The following is a 24,203-nucleotide window of genomic DNA, read 5'->3' as shown; positions in this document are numbered from 1 at the left end:
TTTCTCCTTTTAATAAAAATTATTTTAAAAACATTTTAAACTATTTCTTTTTAATAAATCAATGTTATAATATTGTTATGAAAATTAAAGTCATAGTAATCACAGTTGTTGTGCTTATTGCATTCCTGGCAGGTGCGGGTTTTGCTCTATTTAGAGACATACCTTCAATAAAAGATTTTGATAAGGTAAAGCCATATCAAGGTACAAAAGTATATGCAGAAGATGGAACTTTAATAGGTGAATTTAAGATTCAAAAGGGTATATATGTTCCATTAAAACGAATTCCTAAACATCTCATAGATGCTGTAGTTGCCACAGAGGATAATCGCTTCTGGAAACATAAAGGAATTGACTATATTGGGATAGGGAGAGCTTTAATCACTGATATTTTACATATGAGCCTTAAAGAAGGTGGAAGTACAATTACTCAACAGCTTGCAAAAATAATGTTTCTTACTCCAGAGAAAACAATTTCAAGAAAAATCAAGGAAGCCTATCTTGCCATGAAAATTGAAAAGGAACTGAGCAAAGACAAAATACTCGAGCTTTATCTTAACAATGTTTATTTTGGACATGGAGCCTATGGTGTTGAAATGGCATCAAGAATATATTTCGGCAAGTCAGTTCATGAAATTACTCTGCCTGAGGCAGCTTTACTTGCAGGATTAATAAGAGCTCCAAATACATACTCACCATACAATGACCTTGTCAGGGCAAAACAGCGTCAGGAAACAGTACTTGAAAGAATGGAAAAGGAAGAGTTGATTACTCCTCAGGAAAGAAAAAGAGCCTCTATGCAACCTATTCATCTGAGTTCATTGAGAATTTCAACTGAAAATTACAATTATTTTCTTGAGTATGTGAGAAAACAGCTTGAAGAGAACTTTGATATTGAAAAAATTTACAAAGGTAATTTAAAAGTTTACACAACCCTTGACCCCCATGCTCAACGGGCAGCTCAAAAAGCATTACAGGAAGGGCTTAGAGATGTTGATAAAAGAATTGGTTGGCGTGGACCAATTGGAAAAGTCTCTCTAAAAGATAATGAACAAAAAGAAGAAAAGGTTGCTTTTAGCCCAACAGTTGGAGATATTGCAAAAGGTGTTGTCATCTCAGTTTTGCCAAATCAAGCAGTTGTTAAAGCAAGAGGATTGAAAGGAAAACTGAATTTACAAGATGCTTTATGGGCAAGTAAAGTAATAGATTCTTCAGGAAAAGTCAGAGTAATAAAAAATTTCCATCTTACGGATATCTTACATCCAGGAGATGTTATAATGGTCAGATTCAAATCAATTGGTAAAGAAATTTTATTTGCCCTTGAGCAGGAACCTGAAATAGAAGGTGCAGTTGTTGCATTGGATCCGCAGACAGGATATATAAGAGCAATGGTTGGTGGATACAGTTTCCAAAGAGGAGAATTTAATAGAGCTGTTTATGCACGAAGACAGCCTGGAAGTAGTTTTAAACCCTTTGTGTATGCTACAGCAATCGAAAAAGGATTTAAACCTGAAAGCACCATCCTTGATGAACCGGTTAGTTACAGAACAGGACTTAAAGAATGGTCACCATCAAATTATGATGGTCAATTTTGGGGCGAGATTACATTGAGGGTAGCTTTGGCTTATTCAAGAAATGTTCCAACAGTAAGATTAGCAGAAATGCTTGGAGTTGATTCAATTGTAAACCTCGCCAGAAGAGCTGGAATTAACTCAGAAATGCCTGCGGATCTGACTTTAGCACTTGGTAGCCTCAGTGTCTCTCCTTTGGAGTTAACCTCAGCCTTTGCTGTGTTCGCAAATGGAGGTAAAAAAATTAAACCAATTGCAATAAAATATGTAAGTGATGCATCTGGAAAAGTGTTACTTAACAATGAACCACAATTGGAAGATGCAATATCGCCTGAGGTTGCTTATACCATTACTGATATGCTCAAAGATGTTGTAAATTATGGAACAGGAACAAGAGCAAATATTGGAAGACCTGTGGCAGGTAAAACTGGCACAAGCAACGATTTTAAGGATGCCTGGTTTATTGGATACACTCCTCAACTTGTAGCAGGTGTATGGGTTGGCTATGATGACATGAGAAAAAGTCTTGGAGCTGGAGAGGCAGGTGGAAGAGTTTCTGCTCCAATTTGGGCACAATTTATGAAAGAAGCTCTGTCCAATAAAGAAATCCAGGACTTTATCTGTCCAGCTGTTACCCAGGAAACCACAGATAATTCAAATCCTGAATCTCCAAAAGACTCTACTAATAAAGAAATTAAATCTATGCCAAGATAAACGGAGTTTTAATATGGAAATAGTTGTTTTTGGACTGGGTGCATTGGGAACAGTTTTTGCCACCTGTCTTAAATCTCAGGGACATACTGTTTTTGGATTGACAAAAGAAAAATACATCACTCATTTAAAGGATAGAAAACTAAGGATAAAAGGACTTTTTGGCAATAAAGAAGCTCAACTTGATGGTATCTTTACAAATACCGAACAAATTAAAAACAAAGCTCCTCACCTTATAATTGTTTCAGTAAAAGCTTATGATACTGAAACCGCTATTAATCAAATTAAACCAATCGTAGGGCAGAATACTCTGATTTTACTTGCTCAAAATGGATATGGAAACTATGAAGTGGCAAGCTCTATTGTTGGCAGACAAAAAGTTATTCTTTCAAGAATAATTTTTGGTGCAAAAATTGTTGAAGTTGGCACAGCTGAAGTCACTGTTTTTGCTGATGATATAATTGTGGGACAACCAGATAAGGCAGTTCCTGAGGAAAAATTAATTGAAATTGCAAAAGTTTTTAATGAAGCAGGACTTCCTACAAGAGTATCTCACGATGTTTATGCTATCTTGTGGGATAAAATTCTTTATAACTCTGCATTAAATCCTCTTGGAGCAATTCTTGAATGTAGTTATGGCACTCTGGCAGAGCACGAAGAAACAAGAAAAATAATGAATAAAATTGTTGAAGAAATATTCAATGTGGTAAAGATAAACAAGATAAAACTTAACTGGAAGGACTACAAAGAGTATCTTCAGCATTTTTATGAAAAACTCGTTCCACCTACAGCAAAGCATTTTCCATCAATGTATTACGATATAAAGCAGGGTAAAAAAACTGAGATAGATGCATTAAATGGTGCGATTGTTAAGCTTGCTAAAGAATGCAATTTATCCGTGCCTGTAAATGAAACAATCACAAATCTTATTAAAGTGAAAGAAAAACTTATGATGAAAAATAAATAATTTCTTTTGCATTTGGCTTTATTCTTATGGTAAATTATCCCATGCTTGATTTTATATTTAATCCAGATTCCATTGCTGTTGTTGGAGCATCTGCTGAAGAAAAAAAGGTCGGCAATGCTGTTCTTAAAAATCTTATTAATGGATACTCAGGTAAAATATATCCTGTAAATCCTTCAAGAACTCAAATACTTTCACTGCCCTGTTATCCTTCTGTATCAGCTATCCCTGATAAAGTTGACCTTGCGATAATTGTAATTCCAGCCAAAGCAGTAGCAGAAACTTTAAAGGATTGTGCCAGGGCAGGAGTTAAAGGTGTGGTTGTTATTACAGCAGGCTTTAAAGAAGTTGGAGGAGATGGAGTAGCAAGAGAAAAAGAAATAGTAGAAATTGTGAGATCCTCTGGAATGAAAATGGTAGGTCCCAATTGTCTTGGTGTGATGAACACTAAAAATAAGATGAATGCTACCTTTGCTGCTCAGCTGCCTCCAGCTGGAAGAGTTGCCTTTTTTTCCCAATCAGGAGCACTGGGAGTTGCAATTATAGACTGGGCATTAGAGAATAACTTCGGTTTTTCAAAATTTGTAAGTTTCGGTAACAAAGCAGACCTTAACGAAACAGACTTTCTTGAATACTTTGCATCAGATCCAGAGACTGATGTAATTCTTGGATATATTGAAGATGTTGTGGATGGCAAAAGATTTCTTGAGGTTGCTAAAGAGGTTACAAAAATAAAACCTGTAGTATTGATTAAATCTGGTGCTACTGAAGCAGGTGCCCGTGCTGCTTCCAGTCATACAGGAGCCCTTGCTGGTTCTGATAGAGCTTTTACAGAAGCATTTAGAAAAACAGGAATAATAAGAGCATCAGGCATTCAGGAATTGTTTGACACAGCTGAGATGTTTATTTCAAGAAAAATTCCTAAAGGCAGAAGACTTTTAATTATTACAAATGCTGGAGGACCAGGAATTATTGCAGCTGATACAGCAGATAGCCTTAAGATAAAACTTGATCCAATGACCAGAGCTTCAATAGACGCAATAGCTGAAAAACTTCCTCCAACTGCCTCTCTTTATAACCCTGTTGATATAATTGGAGATGCGACTTCTGAGAGGTATAAAGTTGTTCTTGAGCAGGCTACTAAAGATGAGGCTGTAGAAGGAATTTGTGTGATTCTCACTCCCCAGGCAATGACAGATGTTGATCAGGTAGCAGATGTTGTAGTTGATTCTGCTCGTGATACAGAAAAACCTGTTTTTGCAGCATTTATTGGAGGGCAGAGAGTAAAAAATGCTGTAAATAAGCTTAAACAATCAAAAATTCCCTGTTTTAGTGATCCAACTGTTGCAATTAATGCCTATGGAAAACTTATTGAATTTGCAGAACTCAAGAAGAAAAAAATATCCAGCGAAATTCAAATAGAAGTACCACGAGAACACATTGAAAAAGCAAAAGAAATTATTCAAACTCTGAAATCACAGGGAATATCAGAAATTGGCGGAGAAGAAGCAATGCAAATACTTTCACTGTATGGATTTTCTTTCCCTGAGAGAGCACTGGCAAAAACACCAATGGAGGCTGTTGCAATTGCAGAAAGAATTGGATATCCAGTTGTTATGAAAGTATCTTCACCTCATATTCTTCATAAAACAGATGTTGGCGGAGTAAAACTCAATCTCAACAATGAAAGAGCTGTTTACAACGCTTTTGTAGAAATAACAACAAATGTTAAAAGAGTTATGCCTGAAGCATACATAGAAGGTGTAATGATTTATGAAATGGTTAGCGGAGGTAAAGAAGTAATTCTTGGTGTAAGTTATGACAGAACCTTCGGACACATGATTATGTTTGGACTTGGAGGAATTTATGTGGAAGTGCTCAAGGATGTTTCTTTTAGAATAGTTCCAGTTACAGAAGAGGAAGCCTTTGATATGATAAATGAGATAAAGGCAAGCAGAATACTTGATGGAGTAAGGGGTGAAAAACCATACGATAAAAATGACATAGCAAGTTGCATAAAAAAGCTTTCAAGGCTGGTTATGGATTTTCCCATGATTAAGGAAATTGACATTAATCCTTATATGGTATTCAATAACGGTGGTATTGGGCTTGATGCAAGAATAATAATTTAAAGAGCGAAGGAGTTTAGAAGGAGGGAGAAATGATACCAATTTTTATAATATCAAACAGAGCCTTCACAGGGAAAAACTTTTTTGCCTTAGGCCTGGCTCTTACACTTCAGGAACGAGGATTTAAAATAGGATATATAAGACCTCTTGGAAGAATTCCCATTAAAAAAGGCGAGGAAATATTTGATGAAGAAGCTGTCTTCATAAAGGAACTTTTAGGGCTTGAAGAGCCTTTAAGTGTAATATCTCCTTTTGTTTTCACTTATGAAACACAGTACAGACTTTTTGAAGGCGGTGATTTAAAAATAAAGGAAAAAGTTATAAACTCCTTTACAAAACAGAGCAATAAAGATTTTGTAATAGTTGTTGGACCAAATAACATATTTGAAGGATTTACACTGGGAATTGATGCCATAAGTTTAATAAAGGAAACAGATGGCAGAGTTATAGCAATTCAGCACTGGGATAGTGAGCTTGCAATGGATGATATATTCGGCATAAGACAGTTAATTAGTGAAAAATTTACTGGTGCAGTTATAAATAAAGTGCCTTCTGAGCAATTTCATCATGTCAGGGAAAAAGCTGTGCCCTTTATTGAAGGAAAGGGGATAAAAGTTTTAGGAGTTTTTAAGAAAGATAAATTTCTTGAAGCTGTCACAGTGAGAAGACTTATGGAAGCAGTAAATGGAGGGCTTGTCTGTTGTGAGAATAAACTTGATGATTTTGTTGAGAATCTTTCAATTGGAGCAATGGATCCTGAAACAGCTCTCTCATACTTTTTAAGAATACCGAATAAAGCAGTTATAACAGGAATTCACAGAACAGACATCCAGATAGTAGCAATGGAGACATCAACAAAGTGCCTTATACTTACAGGAGGAATGCATGTCAATGAAACTGTAACAGGAATTGCTAAAGCTAAAGGTATTCCGATTATTGTTACTCCTATGGATACATTTACAGCAGTTGATAGAATGGAAAAACTTATGGGCAAAGCTGTTATAAGAGAAAAAGACAAGGCAATGAAAGCAAAAGAAATCATAAGCAATGAATTTGATATAGAGGAGTTTTTGAGAAGGACTCAATGAATAATATATCCCAGGCACTCCTTGAAAAAGCAAACATTCTTGTTGAAGCACTTCCTTATATAAGAAAATTCTATGGAAAAACCTTTGTAATAAAATACGGTGGTGCTGCTCAGAAAGATCCTTCGCTTAAAGAAGCCTTTGCTCAGGATATTGTGCTTCTAAATTTCATTGGAATAAAGCCTGTTGTTGTTCATGGGGGTGGACCTAAAATTACAGAAGTTATGAAACGGCTTGGCAAAGAGCCCCAATTCATACATGGCCACAGAGTTACTGATAAAGAAACTATGGAAATTGTAGAGATGGTTCTTGGAGGAGTTATAAACAAAGAAATTGTTCAACTTATTAACTCTCACGGTGGCAAGGCTGTTGGACTTACAGGTAAAGATGGGAAATTGCTTAAAACAAGGAAAAAGCTTTTGAAAATAAACAATGAAGAAGTTGATTTAGGATTTGTTGGTGAAATAGAAAAAGTTTGTATAGAGGTACTTGAAAGTCTTCAGGATAAAGGTTTTATCCCTGTTGTAGCTCCAATAGGCTTTGACAATTCTGGATGTAGCTACAACATTAATGCTGATACAGTAGCTTCTGCAATTGCTGTAGCTGTAAAAGCTGAAAAACTCATTCTTCTTACTGATGTACAGGGAATAACCGATGAAATTAATAATCTTATCCCTACTTTGAATATACAAGAAGCTTTCAAATTAATTGAACAGCAAATTATTACTGGAGGAATGATTCCAAAGGTTTATGCCTGTCTTAACGCACTTGAAGGCAATGTTAAAAAAACTCACATAATAGATGGAAGAATTCCTCATAGTTTACTTCTTGAGATTTTTACCCAAAAAGGGGTTGGCACTGAAGTTGTTAAATGACTAAGCCAAGAATATGTATTCAATACTGTGAAATTTTTCCAGGAAAAATTATAAAGCTTTCAAGTCAGGACCAGAAATATCTTTTCAATGTTTTAAGATGTCAGGCAGGAGATATTATTTCAATCTTTGATGGTAGAGGAAAAAACTTTCAAGCAGAAATAATTGATGACAGAAGCATACAAGTTCTTGAAGAGGAAGAACTTCACACTGAAGATGCCTTTTCAATAGTTTTATGTCAGGCAATTTTAAAAGGTGAAAAAATGGAAATGGTCATACAGAAAGCAACAGAGCTGGGAGTAAAAAAAATAATTCCCTTTGTAAGTGAAAGATCTGTTGTAAAGGAAACTCGTAAAACTGAAAGATGGAGGAAAATAGCAAAACAAGCTTCCGAGCAGGCACGAAGAAGCATTGTTCCTAAAGTAGAAGATGTAACATCTTTCCCGGAATTAATTAAGAATATAAAAAATGGAATCCTTTTCTGGGAAAAGGCAACAAATCCTTTAATGCAAATAATTTTTGAGATTAATCCTTACGAAGATATATTTTTATTAACAGGACCTGAGGGAGGTTTTAGCGAAAAAGAAGTTGTTCAAGCAGAAAAAAACAATATAAAAATAGCATCGCTTGGCAAAAGAATTTTAAAGGCAGAAACAGCATCTATTGTTTCAGTTTCTCTGGTAAGTTTTTTAGTTGAATGGAAGTTTTATCAAAAAAATATGATATAATTAAACAGATGGATTCAAAACAGAAGGCTTTAAAAACAGCAAAATTGCTTTATGATAAAAAAGCACAGGACATTACGATTCTTGAGCTTAAAGATCTTACTATAATCACTGATTACTTTGTCATATGTTCTGCTGAAAGTACAACACAGGTAAAAGCTCTTACGGAGTATTTAGAAGAGAGTATGGGAATTGAGGGATATAAACCCTATTCTGTAGAAGGATTTTCTTATGCTCACTGGGTTTTAATGGATTATGGTGATGTAATTGTTCATATATTTTTAGAAGAAACAAGAAGATTTTATGATCTTGAGAGACTATGGCTTGATGCTCCGAGAATTCAGACAGAATTTACCTTAGATAAAAGCCATGTAGTGTATAGATAAAATGTCCTGTTATTGTAAGGCTGTCTTTCTGCCAATCATCAGGAAGAGGCCAGAATGGTTCAGCATCCTTCAGTGCCTTTATTGCTGCATCATCAAGCATTCTGTAACCTGAAGTCCTTACAAGTTCTACAGACAAAAGTTTGCCTTTTTTGTTAATTGTAAATCTTATATAAAGATCACCATATATACCTCTTTCTGCAGCCTGAGGAGGATACTGCCAGACTCTTTCTATTTTTTCCTTTAGCCTTTCAAGATATCCCCAGTCATTGAATTCTTTTGCTGAAAAACTTAATCCTCGTAATTGTTCTACTTCCTTACTTTTTTGATGTTTTCTTGAAAGCCTGGCAATTACATCTTTATCAAAAATATCTGGAGACTGTGCAGGAGTTAATTCTTTAAAGTGTTTTTCTGTTTTCAAATTTCCTGAAGAAGCTGTTTCTTTCTGTTTCTCTGTGCTTTGTCCCTGATTTCCCTTTGGAATAGCACTTAAATATTTTGGCTGTTTTAATTCTCTGATGGGAGGAAGTTTTTCAAGGTGTTTTGGTGGAGGAGTTTTGAAAGATGGTGAAAATTTGGGCATTTGAGGAGTTACAGGCACAATTACTACTGAGACAGGTTCTTGAGGTTTGGCAGGTCTAAAATAATCCTGTAAAATCAGGATAAATATAAATAGTGAAATATGAAACATGCAGGAATACAATAGAGCTTTCTTCACAATTTTATTTTATCTTAAATTGAGCAATTCTTGAAATAAGGCTTCCGAAGGCTTTTAAATAAAGAGGGATAAGTTTCTTTCCATGTTTTTTCTTTAACCATAAAGCCATTGCAAGTTCCTGAATGGCAGGGTCTCTGTGAATATTAAGCCAGCGATCCATTCTTTCATCGTTGCCAAACATAAAATCTTGAAACTTCTTCATTATGCTGAATTGTCTTAAAAAATTTTCATTCCAGAGCTTTTCATATAACTTTAAATCTTTTTGAATGATTGCTTCTGAGGCAAATTGGGCAGATTTCATAGAATAATATATCCCTTCAAAGGAAACAGGCATTACAGTGCCTAGAGCATCTCCACAAAAAAGAATATTATTCATAAAAAATTTTCTTTTCTTCCATCTCGGAATCTTATAAGCTCTAAGTGAAACATAATCTGCCTGCAATTCAAATCTTTTTTTAAGAAAACCTTCAATAAGACTCTTTAGCTTTCTAATGTCCTCTGAACCAGTTCCCACTGATAAATAGTTTGTGCCTGGAAAAACCCATGAGTAAAAAAATGAAGCATGGGCATTACCAAACCAGAACTCACATGTATCTTTTGTTTGTGAATCTGAAGGAATATGGAGGCTTACTGTCCAGTAATAATCAGGTTTTGGCAATCCTGTAAGCGCACAAACCTTTGAGTTAACACCATCGGCAGCAATGATATATTCAGAATAGATTTGTATAATTTTACCTGTTTTTTCTCTTACCGTTGATTTAAACTTATTGCCAAGATTTTCTATGTTTACCAGTTCTGCTTCAATAACATTTGTTCCTCTGATTTCAGACAGTTTTCTTAAAAAGGAATCAAAATTTTGACGATTAAAAATCAGAATCTCTCCATCTCTAAGTGAAACTTCTATTGGTTCTGAAAAGGGAGGAAATATTTTTACTTTTGTTGCTCTGTTAAATTCAACCTCTTTTTGAATTTCCTTTAAAATATTAAATTCTTTTAGCCCTGCAGATGGGATTCCTCCTCCACAGGGCTTATTAAAGGAAAGATTTTTTTCAATTAAGACAGTTTCTATCCCTTTTTCTGCAAGTAGTCTTGAAGCAGTGCTACCAGCTGGTCCACCACCAACAACTAAAACTTCACATTCCACTTTCAACAGAATTTTTCAATTTATTGCTTTTTAGTCACTACCAATACAGGGCATGGAGCATTTCTAATAACTCTCTGTGTTGTGCTGCCCACAAAAAACCTTTCAACGCCACTTCTTGGAAGTGTTCCAATAATGATTAAATCAATTTTGTTTTCTTTTGCATATTTGATAATTTCTTCATATGGAATGCCTCTTAACACAGCAGTTTCAACATTTTTGAAGTCTTCAAGCATATCCGCTCCGAAACTATCAAGATTCTTTTTAGCATGAGCCTCAAGGTCCTTGTAAAGCTCTGTTATTGACGGATGTGGAATGTGAAGATTTGATGCTTTCTCAATATCGTAGATGACATGTAGAAGATATAACTTTGCATTAAACATTTTTGCAAGGTCTACAGCATAAGAAAGAGCGTACAATGACTCATCTGAAAAATCTGTTGGTAAAAGAATCTTCTGGAATTTCATAATGCCCTCCTAATTTTTAATGTTTTTTAAGTATATCAATCTCATACCCTCAATTACAAGATGTTTATTTAATAAATGTTTTTTATGCATGTATTTTGAAAGTAACTGAGAGTATCCACCGGTTAAAACAATTTCAAGCTTATGGTTTATTTTTTTTTCAATATCCCCTATTATTCCCTCAATAGCATATACTGTCCCCAGCAGTATTCCGCTTAGAATTGCTGAATGAGTATCTATTCCAGGAACATCAAAATCCTTTTCCAGATCCACCAATGGTAAGCTGGCTGTTTTTTCTTTAAGAGAATAATTCATCGTACCCAGTCCAGGCATTATTGCTCCTCCAAGAATTTCTCCTTCCTGGGTGACAACTGTTATTGTGGTAGCTGTTCCAGCATCTACAACTGCTATATTTTTTTTGAATAATTCATACGCAGCCACTGTAGCAGCAAGTCTATCAACTCCAAAAGACTCTGGATTACGAATTCTTAAAGACAGTCCTGAAGGAGTTTTAGAGGTGATGACAATGACTTTATTGTAAACTTTTTTTAAAAAAGAAAAAAATTTTTCTGTAAGCTCTGGCACAACAGAACAAACTATACAATCACAATTTTGATGGTTACTGAAAAGACGACAAAGACTATCATATTCCCAATTTAATATTTCCTTTGTCTCAAAGGAAATCATATCAAAATCAGAACAGCAAGGCGTTCTGAAAAAAGCGAAATTCACAGTAGAATTTCCTATTTTAATCGCCACGAGTTCATTTTGCCCTGAGTAAAGTGACATCTCCTGCACAGATTTTTTCATAAGTTCCATCATTAAGTTTTACTATGAGCCTACCCTCTTCATCTATTGCTTCTGCTGTAGCAACAAGTTCTCTATCTGCTAAAACTATCTTAACCTGTCTTCCAATGGTGCCACTGAGTTGCATCCAGCGGTCAATAATTGTTTTTCTCTGTCTTTTTTCAAGCAATTGATACCATTTATCAAACTCTTTAATTATCTCTACTATAAGAATCTCTCTTGAAAAATCTTCTCCCTTGTATATTTTAAGAGAAGAAGCTATATCTTTGATCTCTTCAGGTATATCTTCTTCTGTCATATTCACATTAATACCAATACCAACAACAGCAGACTTTATTTTTTCTCCTTCAATCTTCATTTCTGTCAGAATCCCGCCAATTTTTTTATCATCAATCAGCATATCATTAGGCCATTTAATCATCACAGGTATGTCAGTATATCTTCTTAATGCTGTTGTACAAGCCACAACACTTGTTAAAGTAAGCAGTGTAGCATATTTTGGAGGAATACCTGGTTTCAAAGCAATGCTCATATAAAGATTTTTTCCTGAAGGTGAAATCCATGTTCTACCTAATCTCCCTTTACCTTTTGTTTGTCTGTCTGCAATCACAACGGTTCCAGAAGGATAACCCTGTTTTAAAAGCTCATTTGCCTTAGAATTGGTTGATTCAACCTCATCATAAACCACAATTTCTTTTCCTATTTCCAACCCAGAAGGTAATGACTTCTTTAAATCTTCACCTGTAAATTCCATGCTCTTACTCCTCAGGTTTAAGTATTATTACTTCTATTTTCCCTTTAAGTTTTTTAGCAAACTCTTGAGCATCCTTTTCAGAACCAACAATACTTCCATAGTGCATGGGAATTGCTATTTTAGGGTTAATATCCAGTGCAGCCTGAACAGCCTCTTCTGCAGTCATAACATAGGTTCCTGAAACTGGAAGCAAAGCAATATCAATATCTTTAAAGGTTTTCATCTCTGGAATATAATCCGTATCTCCAGCAATATAAATTCTTTTACCCATTACTTTAAAAATATAGCCAACCCATCCTTTTTCCTTTGGATGAAATTTTTTGTTTGTGTTGTAAGATGGAACAGCCTCTATTTCTATACCTTCTACAGTAATTCTGTCTCCTGGTTTAACAATAACTTCTTTTGCTTTAATTTTGCCAGAACAGTCCTCTGGAAGAACAAGCACTGTATGAGGCGCTAAAAGCTTTTTAATATCTTCAGGACTGAAATGGTCATAATGTTCATGGGTGATGAGAAGAATATCAGCCTTATCAGGCTTTTTAATTTGGAATGGATCAGTGTAAATTATCTTTTCTCCAATAATTTTAAAAGTATCATGCCCAAGCCATTTAATATTTTCTACCATCTTACACCTCCTGGAAGGTATTTGATATATAATACTAAATTTTAAGAAGAGTTAACAATTTGACTTTTTCCAATGCTTTCTTGTAATTTAAAAAATATCGGGGCGTAGCGCAGCTTGGATAGCGCACCTGCCTTGGGAGCAGGGGGTCGGTGGTTCAAATCCACTCGCCCCGATAAATAAAATCGAAGCTTTACTTTTTGGCAATTTTGTCATGATTTTGTCATAAAACATGTTTTCCAAAATTATGCAGTAGTATCTATACCTGTTTCTGGATTTACGAACACTTATTTAGTCAGGCTTTTTATGTTTTATTAAAAGGGATAATTTTTTGGCTGTTTTTTCTTAGAACAAATAAGGTATACGAGCGGTTGTGGTATAGGGATACCTCGAAGATATCCTTTTTGAATAGATTTTTAATGAGGCAATTCGGAGTGGAATTTTTAGAGAGAATTTTTTTATAATTTTACTTTCAGAGAATGCTGATGAAGGGAGGTTTTTTATGAAAGGGCAGACAGCTATAATAACTGGTTCTTCAAGAGGTATTGGTAGAACAACTGCAGAAGAGTTTGCTAAAAGAGGAGTAAACACTGTAATTGTTGATATAAATGGAGGTAATGCTGAAAAAGTTGCAGAAGAAATTAAATCTCTTTATGGTGTTGAAACCTTAGGAGTTAAAGCAGATGTTTCTAATTCAGAAGATGTAAGAAAGCTTTTTGATGAAGCAGTTAAAAAATTTTCTAAAATTGATATTCTTGTAAACAATGCAGGAATAACAAGAGATAATCTTCTTATAAGGATGAAAGATGAAGAATGGGATGCTGTTTTAAACATAAACCTTAAAGGTGCATTTCTATGCTGCCGTGAAGCAGTGAAAATCATGTCAAAAAACAAGTATGGTAGAATTATAAATATTGCCTCTGTTGTGGCTTTTATAGGAAATCCTGGACAGGTTAACTATTCAGCATCTAAAGCAGGACTGGTAGCTTTAACAAAAACTCTGGCTAAAGAGTATGCTTCCCGAGGAATTACTGTTAATGCTGTTGCTCCAGGTTTTATTCAAACAGCCATGACAGAGCAGTTGCCTGAAAAAGTTAAAGAAGAGATGCTACGTATGATTCCACTTCAGAGATTTGGAACAACGCAGGATGTTGCAAACGCTATAATATTTCTGGCTTTGCCAGAATCTGGATACATAACCGGACAGGTTATTCATGTAAATGGCGGAATGTACATGTAAAAAAAGAAAAGGAGGTAAGTAATGGTAGAAGAAAAGGTAAAGGAAATTATAGCAAAACAGCTTGGTGTTGAAGTATCTCAGGTAACCCCTGAAGCATCCTTTGTGGAGGACCTTGGAGCAGACTCTCTTGATACTGTTGAGCTGGTTATGGCATTTGAAGAGGCATTTGGTATTGAGATTCCGGATGAGGACGCTGAAAAGATTAGCAAGGTAAAGGATGCAATTGAGTACATAAAAAATAAAACAGGTCAGGCATAATATTTTATGGGTAAAAGAAGAGTTGTTGTGACCGGGATGGGAATGGTTTCCCCTCTCGGTCTTGATGTTAAATCTACATGGGAGGCAATTCTTCAGGGCAAATCTGGAGTTTCTTATATTACCCATTTCGATGCGAAAGACTATCCTGTAAGAATTGCAGCAGAAGTTAAAGGTTTTGATCCTGCGAACTACATTGAACAAAAAGAAATAAAAAAAATGGATAGATTTATCCATTTTGCAATTGCTGCCACTGAGATGGCACTGCAGGATTCAGGTTTAAAAATCACTCCTCAGAATTCTGAAAGAATCGGAATTGTGATTGGCTCAGGCATGGGAGGACTTCCAACCATTGAATATTACCACAAATTATTGCTTGAGAAAGGATGGAAAAGGGTAACTCCATTTTTCATTCCTATGGTTATTGTTAATCTTGCTGCTGGTCAGATATCCATAAGATATGGAATAAAGGGACCAAATCTTGCAGTAACAACTGCCTGTGCAACAGGAAATCATTCAATTGGAGAAGCTTTCAGAATGATTCAGTATGGAGATGCGGATGTAATGATTGCAGGTGGCACAGAGGCTGTTATCACACCAATGGCGGTAGCAGGATTTGCCATAATGAGAGCTCTTTCAACAAGAAATGATGAGCCTGAAAAAGCAAGCAGACCTTTTGACATTGATAGAGATGGATTTGTAATGGGTGAAGGAAGTGGAATTATTATTCTTGAAGAGCTTGAACATGCTTTGAAAAGAGGAGCAAAAATTTATGCAGAACTTGTCGGATATGGAATGAGTTCAGATGCCTATCATATTACAGCACCTGCACCAGAAGGAGAGGGTGGAGCAAGATGTATGAAAATGGCAATAAATGATGCTGGAATTCATCCAGAAGAAGTTGATTATATAAATGCACATGGAACAGGGACAAAGCAAGGAGACGAGCTTGAGACTCAGGCAATAAAGACAGTTTTTGGTGAACATGCCTACAAACTCTGCGTAAGCTCTACAAAATCTATGACAGGACATCTTCTTGGTGCTGCTGGTGGAGTTGAAGCAATTTTTACAGTTTTAAGTATTTATGAAAATATTGTCCCACCAACCATTAATCTTGACAATCCAGACCCCGAATGCGACCTTGACTATGTTCCTTATAAACCAAAGAAGAAAGAAATTAGGTATGCAATAACAAACTCATTTGGTTTTGGTGGAACAAATGCTTCCCTTGTATTTAAAAAATTTTAAGGGAAGATACAGGGGTGTTATTCCTAAAGTAAAGTCACAGAGGCAATTCGGGGGGCTTGACAAAGATCAAAAGTTCATATATAATTTTTGTAGAAAATTACCAGGAAGGTCTAAAAAGGCAGAAGCCTTTATAAAAAACTCTTTGAACTTGCCTGCCAGAAGGTTGGCCTCAAGCTAAGAAAGCACAACAAGAAAAAATTGTGAGGAGGTTTGGCGATGGAGCAAGGGTTTGAGCCCAAGATTATTGCCTTTTTGTGTAATTGGTGTAGTTATGCAGGATGTGATCTGGCAGGTTCATTGAGGTATAGTTATCCACCTAATTTATGTGCAATTCGAGTTCCCTGTAGTGGAAGAGTGGAACCAGAGTTTATCATTAAAGCTTTTTTATCAGGTGCTGATGGAGTTTTAGTTGCTGGCTGTCATCCAGGAGACTGTCATTATAGAACTGGAAATTATTATGCCAACAGAAGATTCAATTTACTTACAAGATTTCTTGAAGTTATAGGAATTCCAAAGGAAAGGGTAAGACTTGAGTGGATTTCAGGAGCAGAAGGACTTAAATTTGCCCAGGTTGCAAGGGATTTTGTTGGAAAAATAAAAGCTCTCGGTCCTCTTTCAATTAAAACACCAGTTGATGTTGACTGGCTAACTCTTTCAAGAACTGTTGCCACAGTTGGTTCAGCAGGAAAGCTTTTCTGGGAAGAGGATAAATGCATGGCAGAAATAATTGACTTTTTCCTTGACTACACCCAACAAAACTCCTGTGCTGAATGTATTCCATGTAGAATCGGCACAAAGAGAATGCAGGAAATTGTCAAAAAAATTTTTAATGGTTCAATTTCAGACAGAGAACTCTCTCTTCTCTATGATTTTGCAGAGGATATTGGTGCATCAAGCAAGTGTGATCTCGGAAAAATGGCAGGTAAGGCTGTGAAGTTTGCTCTTCAGTACTGCAAAAATGATATTGATGCACACATTAAAGGAAGCTGTGGGCATACAATCCCAGCCAATCCTGGCTGGCAATCAATAATGATGAAATAATTTTAGGGGAGGAGAAAAAATGGCCAATGTAACACTTACAATTGACGGGCAAAAAGTTACAGTGCCTGAGGGAACAACAATACTTAAGGCTGCAGAAAAAGCAGGGGTTAAAATTCCTACTCTTTGTTTTCTTGAACATGTTGGATTAAGACATATAAAACATGATGTGGGAGCATGCAGGGTTTGTGTTGTAGAAGTAGAGGGTAAAAAGGATCTTGTATCATCCTGCAACACACCTGTTGAAGAAGGCATGGTAATTCGTACACATACTCCCAAAGTTATTGCAGCAAGAAAGCTTAATCTTGAGATGATGCTTAGTGACCATCATCTTGACTGTCCTACATGTCCAAAAAATGGTATATGTGAGCTGCAGGCAATCTGTGCAGAACTCAATGTTAGACAGATAAGACCTCAGGGAGAGAAAAAAGATTTCCCAATAGATGATTCATCTCCATCAATAATGAGAAATCCAAATAAATGTATTCTCTGTCAAAGATGTATTACTGCCTGCAAGGTTTTACAGACAGTTGATGCTTTGGAGCTTTATGGAAATGGTTTTGATGCAGTTGTAAGACCAAAAGGTGGACTACCTCTCATTGAAACTCAATGCGTTGCCTGCGGGCAGTGTGCTCTTGTGTGTCCTACTGCTGCAATAGTTGAAAAGGATGACACATGGAAAGTATGGGAAGCAATTGCTGATCCAAACAAACATGTAGTTGTTCAAACAGCACCTGCTACCCATGTAACAATAGGAGAAGCCTTTGGACTTCCTGTTGGAACTGACATTACAGGAAAAATGGTTGCAGCACTGAAAAGACTTGGGTTTGATGCAGTTTTTGATACAAACTGGTCAGCAGACCTGACAATAATGGAAGAAGGATATGAGCTCATTCACAGAATCAAGAACAATGGGGTTCTACCTCAATTTACATCCTGTTCACCTGGATGGATAAAGTTTGTTGAGGAGTTTTATCCTGATTTAATTCCTCACATCTCTTCTTGTAAATCACCTCAGCAGATGTTAGGGCCAATTGCAAAAACATACTATGCTGAGAAAAAAGGAATAAATCCTGAAAATATTTTTGTTGTTTCTATTATGCCCTGCACAGCAAAGAAATACGAAGCAGCCCGTCCAGAGATGAATGCAGCTTCTAAATACTGGAACAATCCCAATATTACGAGAGATGTGGATGTAGTGCTTACATCAAGAGAGCTCATAAGGATGATTCGTGAGGCAGGAATTGATTTTGCAAATCTTCCGGATGAAAAGTATGATCCAATAATGGGTGAAGGAACTGGAGCTGCCCAAATATTTGGTGCAACAGGTGGAGTTATGGAAGCAGCCTTAAGAACAGCCTATGAAGTTGTTACAGGAAAAACCCTTCCAAGACTTGATTTTGAAGATGTAAGAGGAATGAAGGACATTAAAGAGGCATCAGTAAATATGAACGGAGTAACAGTAAAGGTTCTTGTTGCTCATTCACTCGGTGCAGCAAGACAGCTCATGGATAAGATAAGGGCAGGGGAGCTTAAGGATTATCACTTTATAGAGATTATGGCATGTCCAGGTGGATGTATTGGTGGAGGCGGGCAGCCGATTCCGACAACTGTTGAAGAGAGAGAGCTTCGTATAAAAGGAATTTATGAAAGAGATAAGAAACTACCTATCAGAAAGAGTCATGAAAACCCTGAAATTCAAGCAATTTATAAAGAATTCCTTAAGGAACCTCTTGGACATAAGTCTCATCAACTGCTTCACACTCATTACACTCCAAGAGGTAAAAAATAACTAAAACAAGGGGGGTTGTATGGTAAGGAAAGTTAAAACTTTCAAAGGTGATGGAGGAGTTCCAAATGACACTGGAACTTATCGAAAAGGAGAGTTAAGAGGAATTATCAAAATTGATCAGGAAACATGTGTTGGATGTGATACCTGTAGAACTGTATGTCCTGCAGGAGCTGTTAAAGGCTCTGTAGGAGAAAAACACTCAATTGATGTTGACCGATGTATTAACTGTGGACAGTGTTTACTTAACTGTCCCTTTGGTGCAATTGAGCAGATGAGCTTTGTTGATCATGTTATTGAAAAGCTTAAAGACAAAAAAACAAAGGTGGTTGCAATTATTGCTCCTGCTGTAAGAGTTGCAATTGCAGAGGAATTTGGAGCTGAGCCTGGAACTTTAACAGTAGGAAGACTCTGGGCAGCTTTAAAAACAGCAGGATTTGATATTTATGAAAACAACTTTGCTGCTGACCAGACAATTCTTGAAGAAGGAACAGAACTTCTTGCAAGAGTTGCAGCTCATTCAGGACTAAAGGAACTTCCAGTTGAACTGTGGGGTAAAAAGATAGTTCTTGAAGTAGAAGAATTTAAACACAAACCTCTTCCTCAATTCACATCCTGTTGTCCTGCATGGGTAAGGTATGCGGAAATTTATTATCCAAAAGTATTACCAAATATTTCTTCCTGTAAATCACCTCAGCAGATGGCAGGAGCCACAGCAAAAACCTATGGTGCTAAAGATGTCTGGAAGGTAAAGCCTGAAAATATTTTCACAGTTGGAGTAATGCCCTGTACAGCAAAAATATTTGAGGCATCCCGTCCTGAATTTGATTCTGCAGGAAGATTTTTAAAAATAAGTGGAATGAGAGATGTAGATGCTGTTCTTACAACAAGAGACCTTGCAGAGGTTTTCAGAAAACTCAATATTAATCCAATGAAGCTTCCTGAAGAAAGACAGCCAAAAGATTTTATGCAATATACAGGTGGTGCTACTATATTTGGTGTTAGTGGCGGAGTTATGGAAGCAGCAGTAAGATTTGCTTTCCATGTTCTTTCAGGGCTTGAACCAAAAGCAATGAGTCCTCAGTGGGATTTTGAAGATGTAAGAGGATATAGGCATCCTGTTGTTTCTGCCACAATTCCTGTGCCATTAAAAGCAGATTATAAAAAAGCTTTCAAAACAGATCAACTTAATATAAAAGTTTGTGTTGTAAACGGAATAGGGCCTGATGGTGCTCATCTTAAACCTGTGATTGAAGATGTAGTTGCAGGTAAAAGTCCTTATCACTTTATTGAAGTAATGACATGTCCAGGTGGATGCATAAATGGTGGTGGACAGCCTTGCCATCCAGTTGAACTCAGTTTGTGGGAAAAATTTCTTTATGCTCTTGCTGGCTCAGCAAAGAAATAAAGGAGGTGTGAAATGGGAAACATAACAAGAAGAGCATTTATAAAATTTGCTGGATTAACATCATTTGTTTTACTTACTGGATTTCCAAAACTTGGCTATGGCAAAGAATTCATCAGTAATAACTTCTTTGACACCCCTGTTGGAAGACAAAGAATCAATCTAATTAAAGCAAGACAGGCAGGACAGTATAAAGATGATATCATAATGAGAGAAAAGTTCAAAATGGCTGCTTCCCATGAAAATCCAATGATAAAGAAATTTTACTCTGAGTTTGCACATCATCCACTGAGTGAGATAAGTGAAGCACTGCTCCATACTCATTACAAAGCAAGAGTTTAAATAAACAAAGGGAGCTCCATCTGGAGCTCCCTTAAATGAAACTAAAGATGTTGGTTTATTATAGTCTTGGAAATAGAAATTATTGGTTTGCACCAATAGAAAAAGTGATAAAAATTTCGGAAATACTCTCAAGGAAAAATTATCTTCTTTATGACACAGAAGCATTAAAAGGTGTATACAATGACTGGTTCATATTGAATGATGAATATGTAAAAAAGCTTAGCGATATTATTGAAGAAGTTTTAGAAGATATTGATGATGAAGAAATTGTAGATGAACTGTTTGCTTTAAAGAATGTCCTTGAGGGTGGAAGTGTTGTAGTAGGTTGACTTTTTTTTAATTTTTTTTTAAAATTTTAAAAAATTAAGTTTTTGCCTGATTCTGAAGGACTTTGTCCTGAAGATAAGGGCTTGAAAGTTAAAACTAAGACTGAGGGAGTTACCTGAGGTCAAGGAATGAAACAAAAGATTGGAATTGTCGGAATAATAGTCAGTGACAGAAAAAAGAATGCTTCCTTAGTAAATAAAATCCTCTCAGAGCATTCAGAAATAATCATCGGAAGAATGGGAATCCCTCAAAAAGAACTGGACACAGGTTTTATATCTCTTTTTGTAGAAGGCGATACAGACAAAATAGGCTCTCTTACAGGAAAACTGGGAAGTATAAAAGGCGTTACAGTAAAAAGTCTTTTAATTCCGATAAATAAGGAGGAAACTTGAGAATAGAAAGAGACTCAATTGGAGAAAAAAGTATTCCTTCTGATGCCTATTACGGAATTCATGCATTAAGGGCAAGGGAAAACTTTTGTGTAAGTGCTGCATTGCCGCACAGAGAACTCATATGGGCAATGGCAATGGTTAAAAAAGCCTGTACATGGGCAAACACAAAGCTTGGACTTCTTTCTGAGCAAAAGGCAAAGGCAATATTGTCTGCCTGTGATGAAGTTGCTAAGGGTATGTTTGACAGTGAAGTTATTGTTCCTGCACTTTCAGGTGGAGCAGGCACTTCAATTAACATGAATATCAATGAAGTTATTGCTAATAGAGCCATTGAACTTCTTGGATTTGAAAAAGGCAGATACGACATTATACATCCTGTTGAAGATGTAAACATGAGTCAGTCAACAAATGATGTGTTTCCAACAGCAGTAAAAGTAGCGGTTATAAAACTTTTGAAAGAGCTTGCTCATGAAGTTGCTTTGCTTCAGGGAGAGTTTCAAAAAAAAGAAAAAGAGTATGCAAAAATTTTGAAAGTTGGCAGAACCGAGATGCAGGATGCGGTTCCTGTGACAGCAGGGCAGGAGTTTTCAGCATGGGCAGAAGCTTTAAACAGAGATTGGTGGAGAATTAACAAAGCAGAAGAAAGAGTTCGTCAAATTAATCTTGGTGGAACAGCTGTGGGAACAGGGCTTAATTGTCCAAAAGCATTTATATCAATAGCAATTGAAAAACTTAGAGAGTTTACAGGACTGCCTCTTGCAAAAGCTGAAAATCTCTTTGAAGCAACCCAGAATACAGACACCTTTTCAGAAGTATCAGGATTTTTGAAAACTCTTGCAGCAGACTTGATAAAGATTGCCTCTGATCTAAGATTTTTAAGTTCAGGTCCTCGAGCAGGAATTGGAGAGCTGATACTCCCTCAAGTTCAGGTTGGCTCTTCAATAATGCCCGGAAAGGTAAATCCTGTAATACCTGAGATGGTAACTCAGGTTGGAATAAAAGTGATTGCTTCAGATATAGCAGTCAGTTATGCATGCAGTCTTGGCAATCTTGAGCTCAATCCATTTGTTCCTTTAATTGCCCATGAGCTTATTGGTTCACTTAAGCTCCTTAAAGAAACATACAGGATTTTTAGAGAAAAATGTGTGGCTGGAATTTTTGTTGATATAGCTCGATGTAAGGAACTTCTTGATCGTAGCTGCTCAGTAATAACGGCTTTTAGCCCCTATCTTGGATACGAAACCTGTGCAGAAATTTATAAAGAAGCTGTTAGAACTGGTAGAAAAGTTGAAGATTTATTGATAGAAAAAGGGTATTTCTCAAAACAACAGATTGAAAAAATTACTTTACCTGAAGAGCTTACAACTCCTGGCTTTGCCGGGATTAAATATTTAAAGGAGGAATTAAAATGACAGCAGTATTAACAAAAAAGGAAAAAACATGGATGGAAAAAGTTATTAAAGAGGATGAAGTAACAAAGTATATGGATGGAGGTAAAGATTTCATAAACGATGAAGAAATATGGGAGAAATTAATAGATAATTCAAACCCTGAACCAGCAAGGATTAGAGAAATAATTCAAAAATCTCTTTCAATTCAAACTCTTGAACCTGATGAAACCGCAGCTCTTCTTAATGTAAAGGATCCTGAACTGTGGCAGGAGATATTTGATGCTGCAGGCAAAGTAAAGAAAAAGGTTTATGATAACAGAATTGTCACATTTGCTCCTCTTTACTGTGGCAATTTATGTGTGAACAACTGTCTTTACTGCGGATTCAGACGAGACAATCATGTGATAAAAAGAAGAGTTCTTACTCTTGATGAAGTCAGAAGAGAAGCTGAGGTTTTAGCAGGAGAGATTGGACACAAGCGTCTAATTGTTGTTTATGGTGAGCATCCTTTAACAGGACCTCAATACATAAGAGATACAATTGAGACAATATACTCAGTTAGAGTAAAAACAAGAAACGGATATGGGCAGATAAGAAGAGTTAATGTAAATGCTGCACCAATGAGCATTGATGATTTAAAGATGCTTAAGGAAGTTGGAATTGGCACTTATCAGGTGTTTCAGGAGACATACCATCATGAAACATATGAAAAACTTCATCCTAAGGGCACGATTAAGGCTCATTATCAATGGAGACTTTACTGTCATCACAGGGCTCTGGAAGCGGGAGTTGATGATGTAGCACTTGGTGTTTTGTTTGGACTTTATGACTGGAGATTTGAAGTTATGGGACTTCTCTATCATGCAAGAGACCTTGAGAAACAGTTTGGCATCGGTCCTCATACAATCTCTTTTCCAAGACTTGAACCTGCTGCCAATACTCCATTTGTTCAGGAAACAAGATACAGGGTTTCTGATGAAGATTTTAAAAAGCTCATTGCTGTGATAAGGCTTTCTGTTCCATATACAGGAATGATTCTCACTGCTCGTGAGCCAGCGCACATTCGAAGAGAAATTATTGCTTCTGGAATGATTACTCAGACAGATGCCTCAACCCGAATTGGCATAGGCGCATACTCAGATAGATATAATGAGCAGGAACTTGAGCGTCAGCAGTTTGAACTTGGGGATACCCGTAGTCTTGATGAAGTTATCCGCGAACTTGCAGAAATGGGAATGATTACAAGCTTTTGCACTGCAGGATACCGTTGCGGAAGAACAGGTGAGCGTATTATGACACTGCTTAGAACAGGTAAAGAAGCTGTATTTTGTAAGCTCAATGCAGTTCTCACATTCAGAGAATGGCTTGATGACTTTGCTTCTCCTGAGACTAAGGCAGCAGGTGAAAAGGTTATCCAGAAAGAGCTTGAAGAGCTAAGGGAGCGTGTTCCAGAGAAAGTTTATAACAAGCTTCTTGAATACTACAGGAGGATTCAGAATGGAGAAAGAGACCTCTACTTCTAATCTCATTGAAAAATTTGATGAAATAGCTAACTATGTTAAAGAAAAATATGGAGCAAACATCTGGTTTGTTGAAATTATGGGAAAGAGACATTCATACATAGCTGGACATAGGGAGGACTCCTTTCTTCCTTCAGAGGTTATTTATTTGAGTGAGAGATATGCGATTGTATCAAATGAGTGGGAAAAGATAAAGGAAAAAGAAGCTGTGGTCAGTCTCTGCAAGGTTGCAATAAACGGCGGAGATTGTTGATGCAAATAAGCCATTTCATCTGTCACTGTGAGGGATTCAATGTCCTGAAGCAGTCTGTAA

The 24,203-nt window shown here is 36.4% G+C and carries 25 protein-coding genes, 1 tRNA gene and 1 pseudogene; 21 read left to right on the top strand and 6 right to left on the bottom strand.

Annotation, left to right across the window (positions count from 1 at the left end):
- Positions 1 to 77 precede the first annotated feature (77 nt).
- The 7 genes from V4D31_RS06160 to rsfS are packed head-to-tail and all read left to right on the top strand — an operon-like array spanning position 78 to position 8,440.
- Complete coding sequence (locus tag V4D31_RS06160) at positions 78 to 2,282, top strand: PBP1A family penicillin-binding protein (RefSeq protein ID WP_353685580.1); 2,205 nt, start codon at positions 78 to 80, stop codon at positions 2,280 to 2,282.
- A 13-nt stretch (positions 2,283 to 2,295) separates the two neighbouring features.
- Positions 2,296 to 3,246: a ketopantoate reductase family protein gene (locus V4D31_RS06155; RefSeq protein WP_353685579.1), complete on the top strand. Its 951-nt coding sequence runs from the start codon at positions 2,296 to 2,298 to the stop codon at positions 3,244 to 3,246.
- A 41-nt stretch (positions 3,247 to 3,287) separates the two neighbouring features.
- Positions 3,288 to 5,375, top strand: a complete 2,088-nt coding sequence (acs, locus tag V4D31_RS06150; RefSeq protein WP_353685578.1) for an acetate--CoA ligase alpha subunit — start codon at positions 3,288 to 3,290, stop codon at positions 5,373 to 5,375.
- 29 nt (positions 5,376 to 5,404) lie between these two features.
- On the top strand, positions 5,405 to 6,460 hold the full coding sequence (locus V4D31_RS06145; RefSeq protein ID WP_353685577.1) for a DRTGG domain-containing protein: 1,056 nt from the start codon (positions 5,405 to 5,407) through the stop codon (positions 6,458 to 6,460).
- Positions 6,457 to 7,332 carry an acetylglutamate kinase gene (gene argB, locus V4D31_RS06140; RefSeq protein WP_353685576.1) on the top strand — a complete coding sequence of 292 codons (876 nt, stop codon included), beginning with the start codon at positions 6,457 to 6,459 and terminating at the stop codon, positions 7,330 to 7,332. The genes V4D31_RS06145 and argB overlap by 4 nt, the downstream gene beginning before the upstream one ends.
- Positions 7,329 to 8,057 (top strand): RsmE family RNA methyltransferase, encoded by a 729-nt coding sequence (locus V4D31_RS06135; RefSeq protein ID WP_353685575.1) that lies wholly within the window; start codon positions 7,329 to 7,331, stop codon positions 8,055 to 8,057. The genes argB and V4D31_RS06135 overlap by 4 nt, the downstream gene beginning before the upstream one ends.
- A complete protein-coding gene (gene rsfS / locus V4D31_RS06130; protein WP_353685574.1) occupies positions 8,027 to 8,440 on the top strand; it encodes a ribosome silencing factor in 414 nt (137 codons plus the stop codon). Before V4D31_RS06135 ends, rsfS begins: the two co-directional genes overlap by 31 nt.
- Here rsfS and V4D31_RS06125 read toward each other — a convergent pair.
- From V4D31_RS06125 to V4D31_RS06100, 6 genes are read right to left on the bottom strand one after another with little or no spacing between them, the layout of a single operon-like run.
- Positions 8,406 to 9,128 (bottom strand): energy transducer TonB, encoded by a 723-nt coding sequence (locus tag V4D31_RS06125; RefSeq protein WP_353685573.1) that lies wholly within the window; start codon positions 9,126 to 9,128, stop codon positions 8,406 to 8,408. The genes rsfS and V4D31_RS06125 overlap by 35 nt on opposite strands.
- Positions 9,129 to 9,159: 31 nt before the next feature.
- On the bottom strand, positions 9,160 to 10,299 hold the full coding sequence (locus V4D31_RS06120) for an NAD(P)/FAD-dependent oxidoreductase (RefSeq protein ID WP_353687093.1): 1,140 nt from the start codon (positions 10,297 to 10,299) through the stop codon (positions 9,160 to 9,162).
- Positions 10,300 to 10,319: 20 nt separating this feature from the next.
- A complete protein-coding gene (locus V4D31_RS06115; RefSeq protein ID WP_353685572.1) occupies positions 10,320 to 10,763 on the bottom strand; it encodes a universal stress protein in 444 nt (147 codons plus the stop codon).
- Between the two features lie 9 nt (positions 10,764 to 10,772).
- Positions 10,773 to 11,582 (bottom strand): type III pantothenate kinase, encoded by an 810-nt coding sequence (locus tag V4D31_RS06110; protein ID WP_353685571.1) that lies wholly within the window; start codon positions 11,580 to 11,582, stop codon positions 10,773 to 10,775.
- Complete coding sequence (locus tag V4D31_RS06105) at positions 11,524 to 12,321, bottom strand: biotin--[acetyl-CoA-carboxylase] ligase (protein WP_353685570.1); 798 nt, start codon at positions 12,319 to 12,321, stop codon at positions 11,524 to 11,526. Before V4D31_RS06105 ends, V4D31_RS06110 begins: the two co-directional genes overlap by 59 nt.
- A gap of 4 nt (positions 12,322 to 12,325) precedes the next feature.
- Positions 12,326 to 12,946 carry an MBL fold metallo-hydrolase gene (locus tag V4D31_RS06100; RefSeq protein WP_353685569.1) on the bottom strand — a complete coding sequence of 207 codons (621 nt, stop codon included), beginning with the start codon at positions 12,944 to 12,946 and terminating at the stop codon, positions 12,326 to 12,328.
- A gap of 98 nt (positions 12,947 to 13,044) precedes the next feature.
- Here V4D31_RS06100 and V4D31_RS06095 point away from each other — a divergent pair.
- The 14 genes and pseudogenes from V4D31_RS06095 (at position 13,045) to V4D31_RS06030 (ending at position 24,143) form a co-directional block, all read left to right on the top strand.
- Positions 13,045 to 13,119: transfer RNA gene (locus V4D31_RS06095), tRNA-Pro, on the top strand.
- Positions 13,120 to 13,445: 326 nt separating this feature from the next.
- Entirely contained in the window at positions 13,446 to 14,183 is a 738-nt protein-coding gene (gene fabG, locus V4D31_RS06090) for a 3-oxoacyl-[acyl-carrier-protein] reductase (RefSeq protein ID WP_353685568.1), read from the top strand.
- A gap of 21 nt (positions 14,184 to 14,204) precedes the next feature.
- Entirely contained in the window at positions 14,205 to 14,441 is a 237-nt protein-coding gene (gene acpP / locus V4D31_RS06085) for an acyl carrier protein (protein WP_059176190.1), read from the top strand.
- 6 nt (positions 14,442 to 14,447) lie between these two features.
- On the top strand, positions 14,448 to 15,686 hold the full coding sequence (fabF, locus tag V4D31_RS06080; protein ID WP_353685567.1) for a beta-ketoacyl-ACP synthase II: 1,239 nt from the start codon (positions 14,448 to 14,450) through the stop codon (positions 15,684 to 15,686).
- 216 nt (positions 15,687 to 15,902) lie between these two features.
- Positions 15,903 to 16,310 (top strand): annotated as a pseudogene (locus tag V4D31_RS06075) (hydrogenase iron-sulfur subunit); the annotation flags it as partial.
- 90 nt (positions 16,311 to 16,400) lie between these two features.
- Positions 16,401 to 16,727, top strand: coding sequence for an NADH-ubiquinone oxidoreductase-F iron-sulfur binding region domain-containing protein (locus V4D31_RS06070; RefSeq protein WP_353687092.1), 327 nt, complete (start codon positions 16,401 to 16,403; stop codon positions 16,725 to 16,727).
- Between the two features lie 19 nt (positions 16,728 to 16,746).
- Positions 16,747 to 18,516 (top strand): NADH-dependent [FeFe] hydrogenase, group A6, encoded by a 1,770-nt coding sequence (locus tag V4D31_RS06065; RefSeq protein WP_353685566.1) that lies wholly within the window; start codon positions 16,747 to 16,749, stop codon positions 18,514 to 18,516.
- Positions 18,517 to 18,535: 19 nt separating this feature from the next.
- Positions 18,536 to 19,921, top strand: a complete 1,386-nt coding sequence (locus V4D31_RS06060; RefSeq protein ID WP_353685565.1) for a [Fe-Fe] hydrogenase large subunit C-terminal domain-containing protein — start codon at positions 18,536 to 18,538, stop codon at positions 19,919 to 19,921.
- Between the two features lie 12 nt (positions 19,922 to 19,933).
- Positions 19,934 to 20,260, top strand: a complete 327-nt coding sequence (locus V4D31_RS06055; RefSeq protein ID WP_353685564.1) for an iron hydrogenase small subunit — start codon at positions 19,934 to 19,936, stop codon at positions 20,258 to 20,260.
- 35 nt (positions 20,261 to 20,295) lie between these two features.
- On the top strand, positions 20,296 to 20,589 hold the full coding sequence (locus V4D31_RS06050) for a hypothetical protein (RefSeq protein ID WP_353685563.1): 294 nt from the start codon (positions 20,296 to 20,298) through the stop codon (positions 20,587 to 20,589).
- A gap of 126 nt (positions 20,590 to 20,715) precedes the next feature.
- Positions 20,716 to 20,979 (top strand): TM1266 family iron-only hydrogenase system putative regulator, encoded by a 264-nt coding sequence (locus V4D31_RS06045; protein WP_353685562.1) that lies wholly within the window; start codon positions 20,716 to 20,718, stop codon positions 20,977 to 20,979.
- The gene (locus V4D31_RS06040) at positions 20,976 to 22,391 is read left to right on the top strand and encodes an aspartate ammonia-lyase (RefSeq protein WP_353685561.1); all 1,416 of its coding nucleotides are present in this window, start codon (positions 20,976 to 20,978) and stop codon (positions 22,389 to 22,391) included. Before V4D31_RS06045 ends, V4D31_RS06040 begins: the two co-directional genes overlap by 4 nt.
- A complete protein-coding gene (gene hydG / locus V4D31_RS06035; RefSeq protein WP_353685560.1) occupies positions 22,388 to 23,893 on the top strand; it encodes a [FeFe] hydrogenase H-cluster radical SAM maturase HydG in 1,506 nt (501 codons plus the stop codon). The genes V4D31_RS06040 and hydG overlap by 4 nt, the downstream gene beginning before the upstream one ends.
- Positions 23,868 to 24,143, top strand: coding sequence for a hypothetical protein (locus V4D31_RS06030; protein ID WP_353685559.1), 276 nt, complete (start codon positions 23,868 to 23,870; stop codon positions 24,141 to 24,143). The genes hydG and V4D31_RS06030 overlap by 26 nt, the downstream gene beginning before the upstream one ends.
- Positions 24,144 to 24,203: the final 60 nt, after the last annotated feature.

This window comes from Thermodesulfovibrio sp. 3462-1, assembly GCF_040451425.1.
Lineage (GTDB): Bacteria > Nitrospirota > Thermodesulfovibrionia > Thermodesulfovibrionales > Thermodesulfovibrionaceae > Thermodesulfovibrio > Thermodesulfovibrio obliviosus.
The sequence above is the reverse complement of the archived record's forward strand: the minus strand, read 5'-3'. Positions and strand labels throughout refer to the sequence as shown.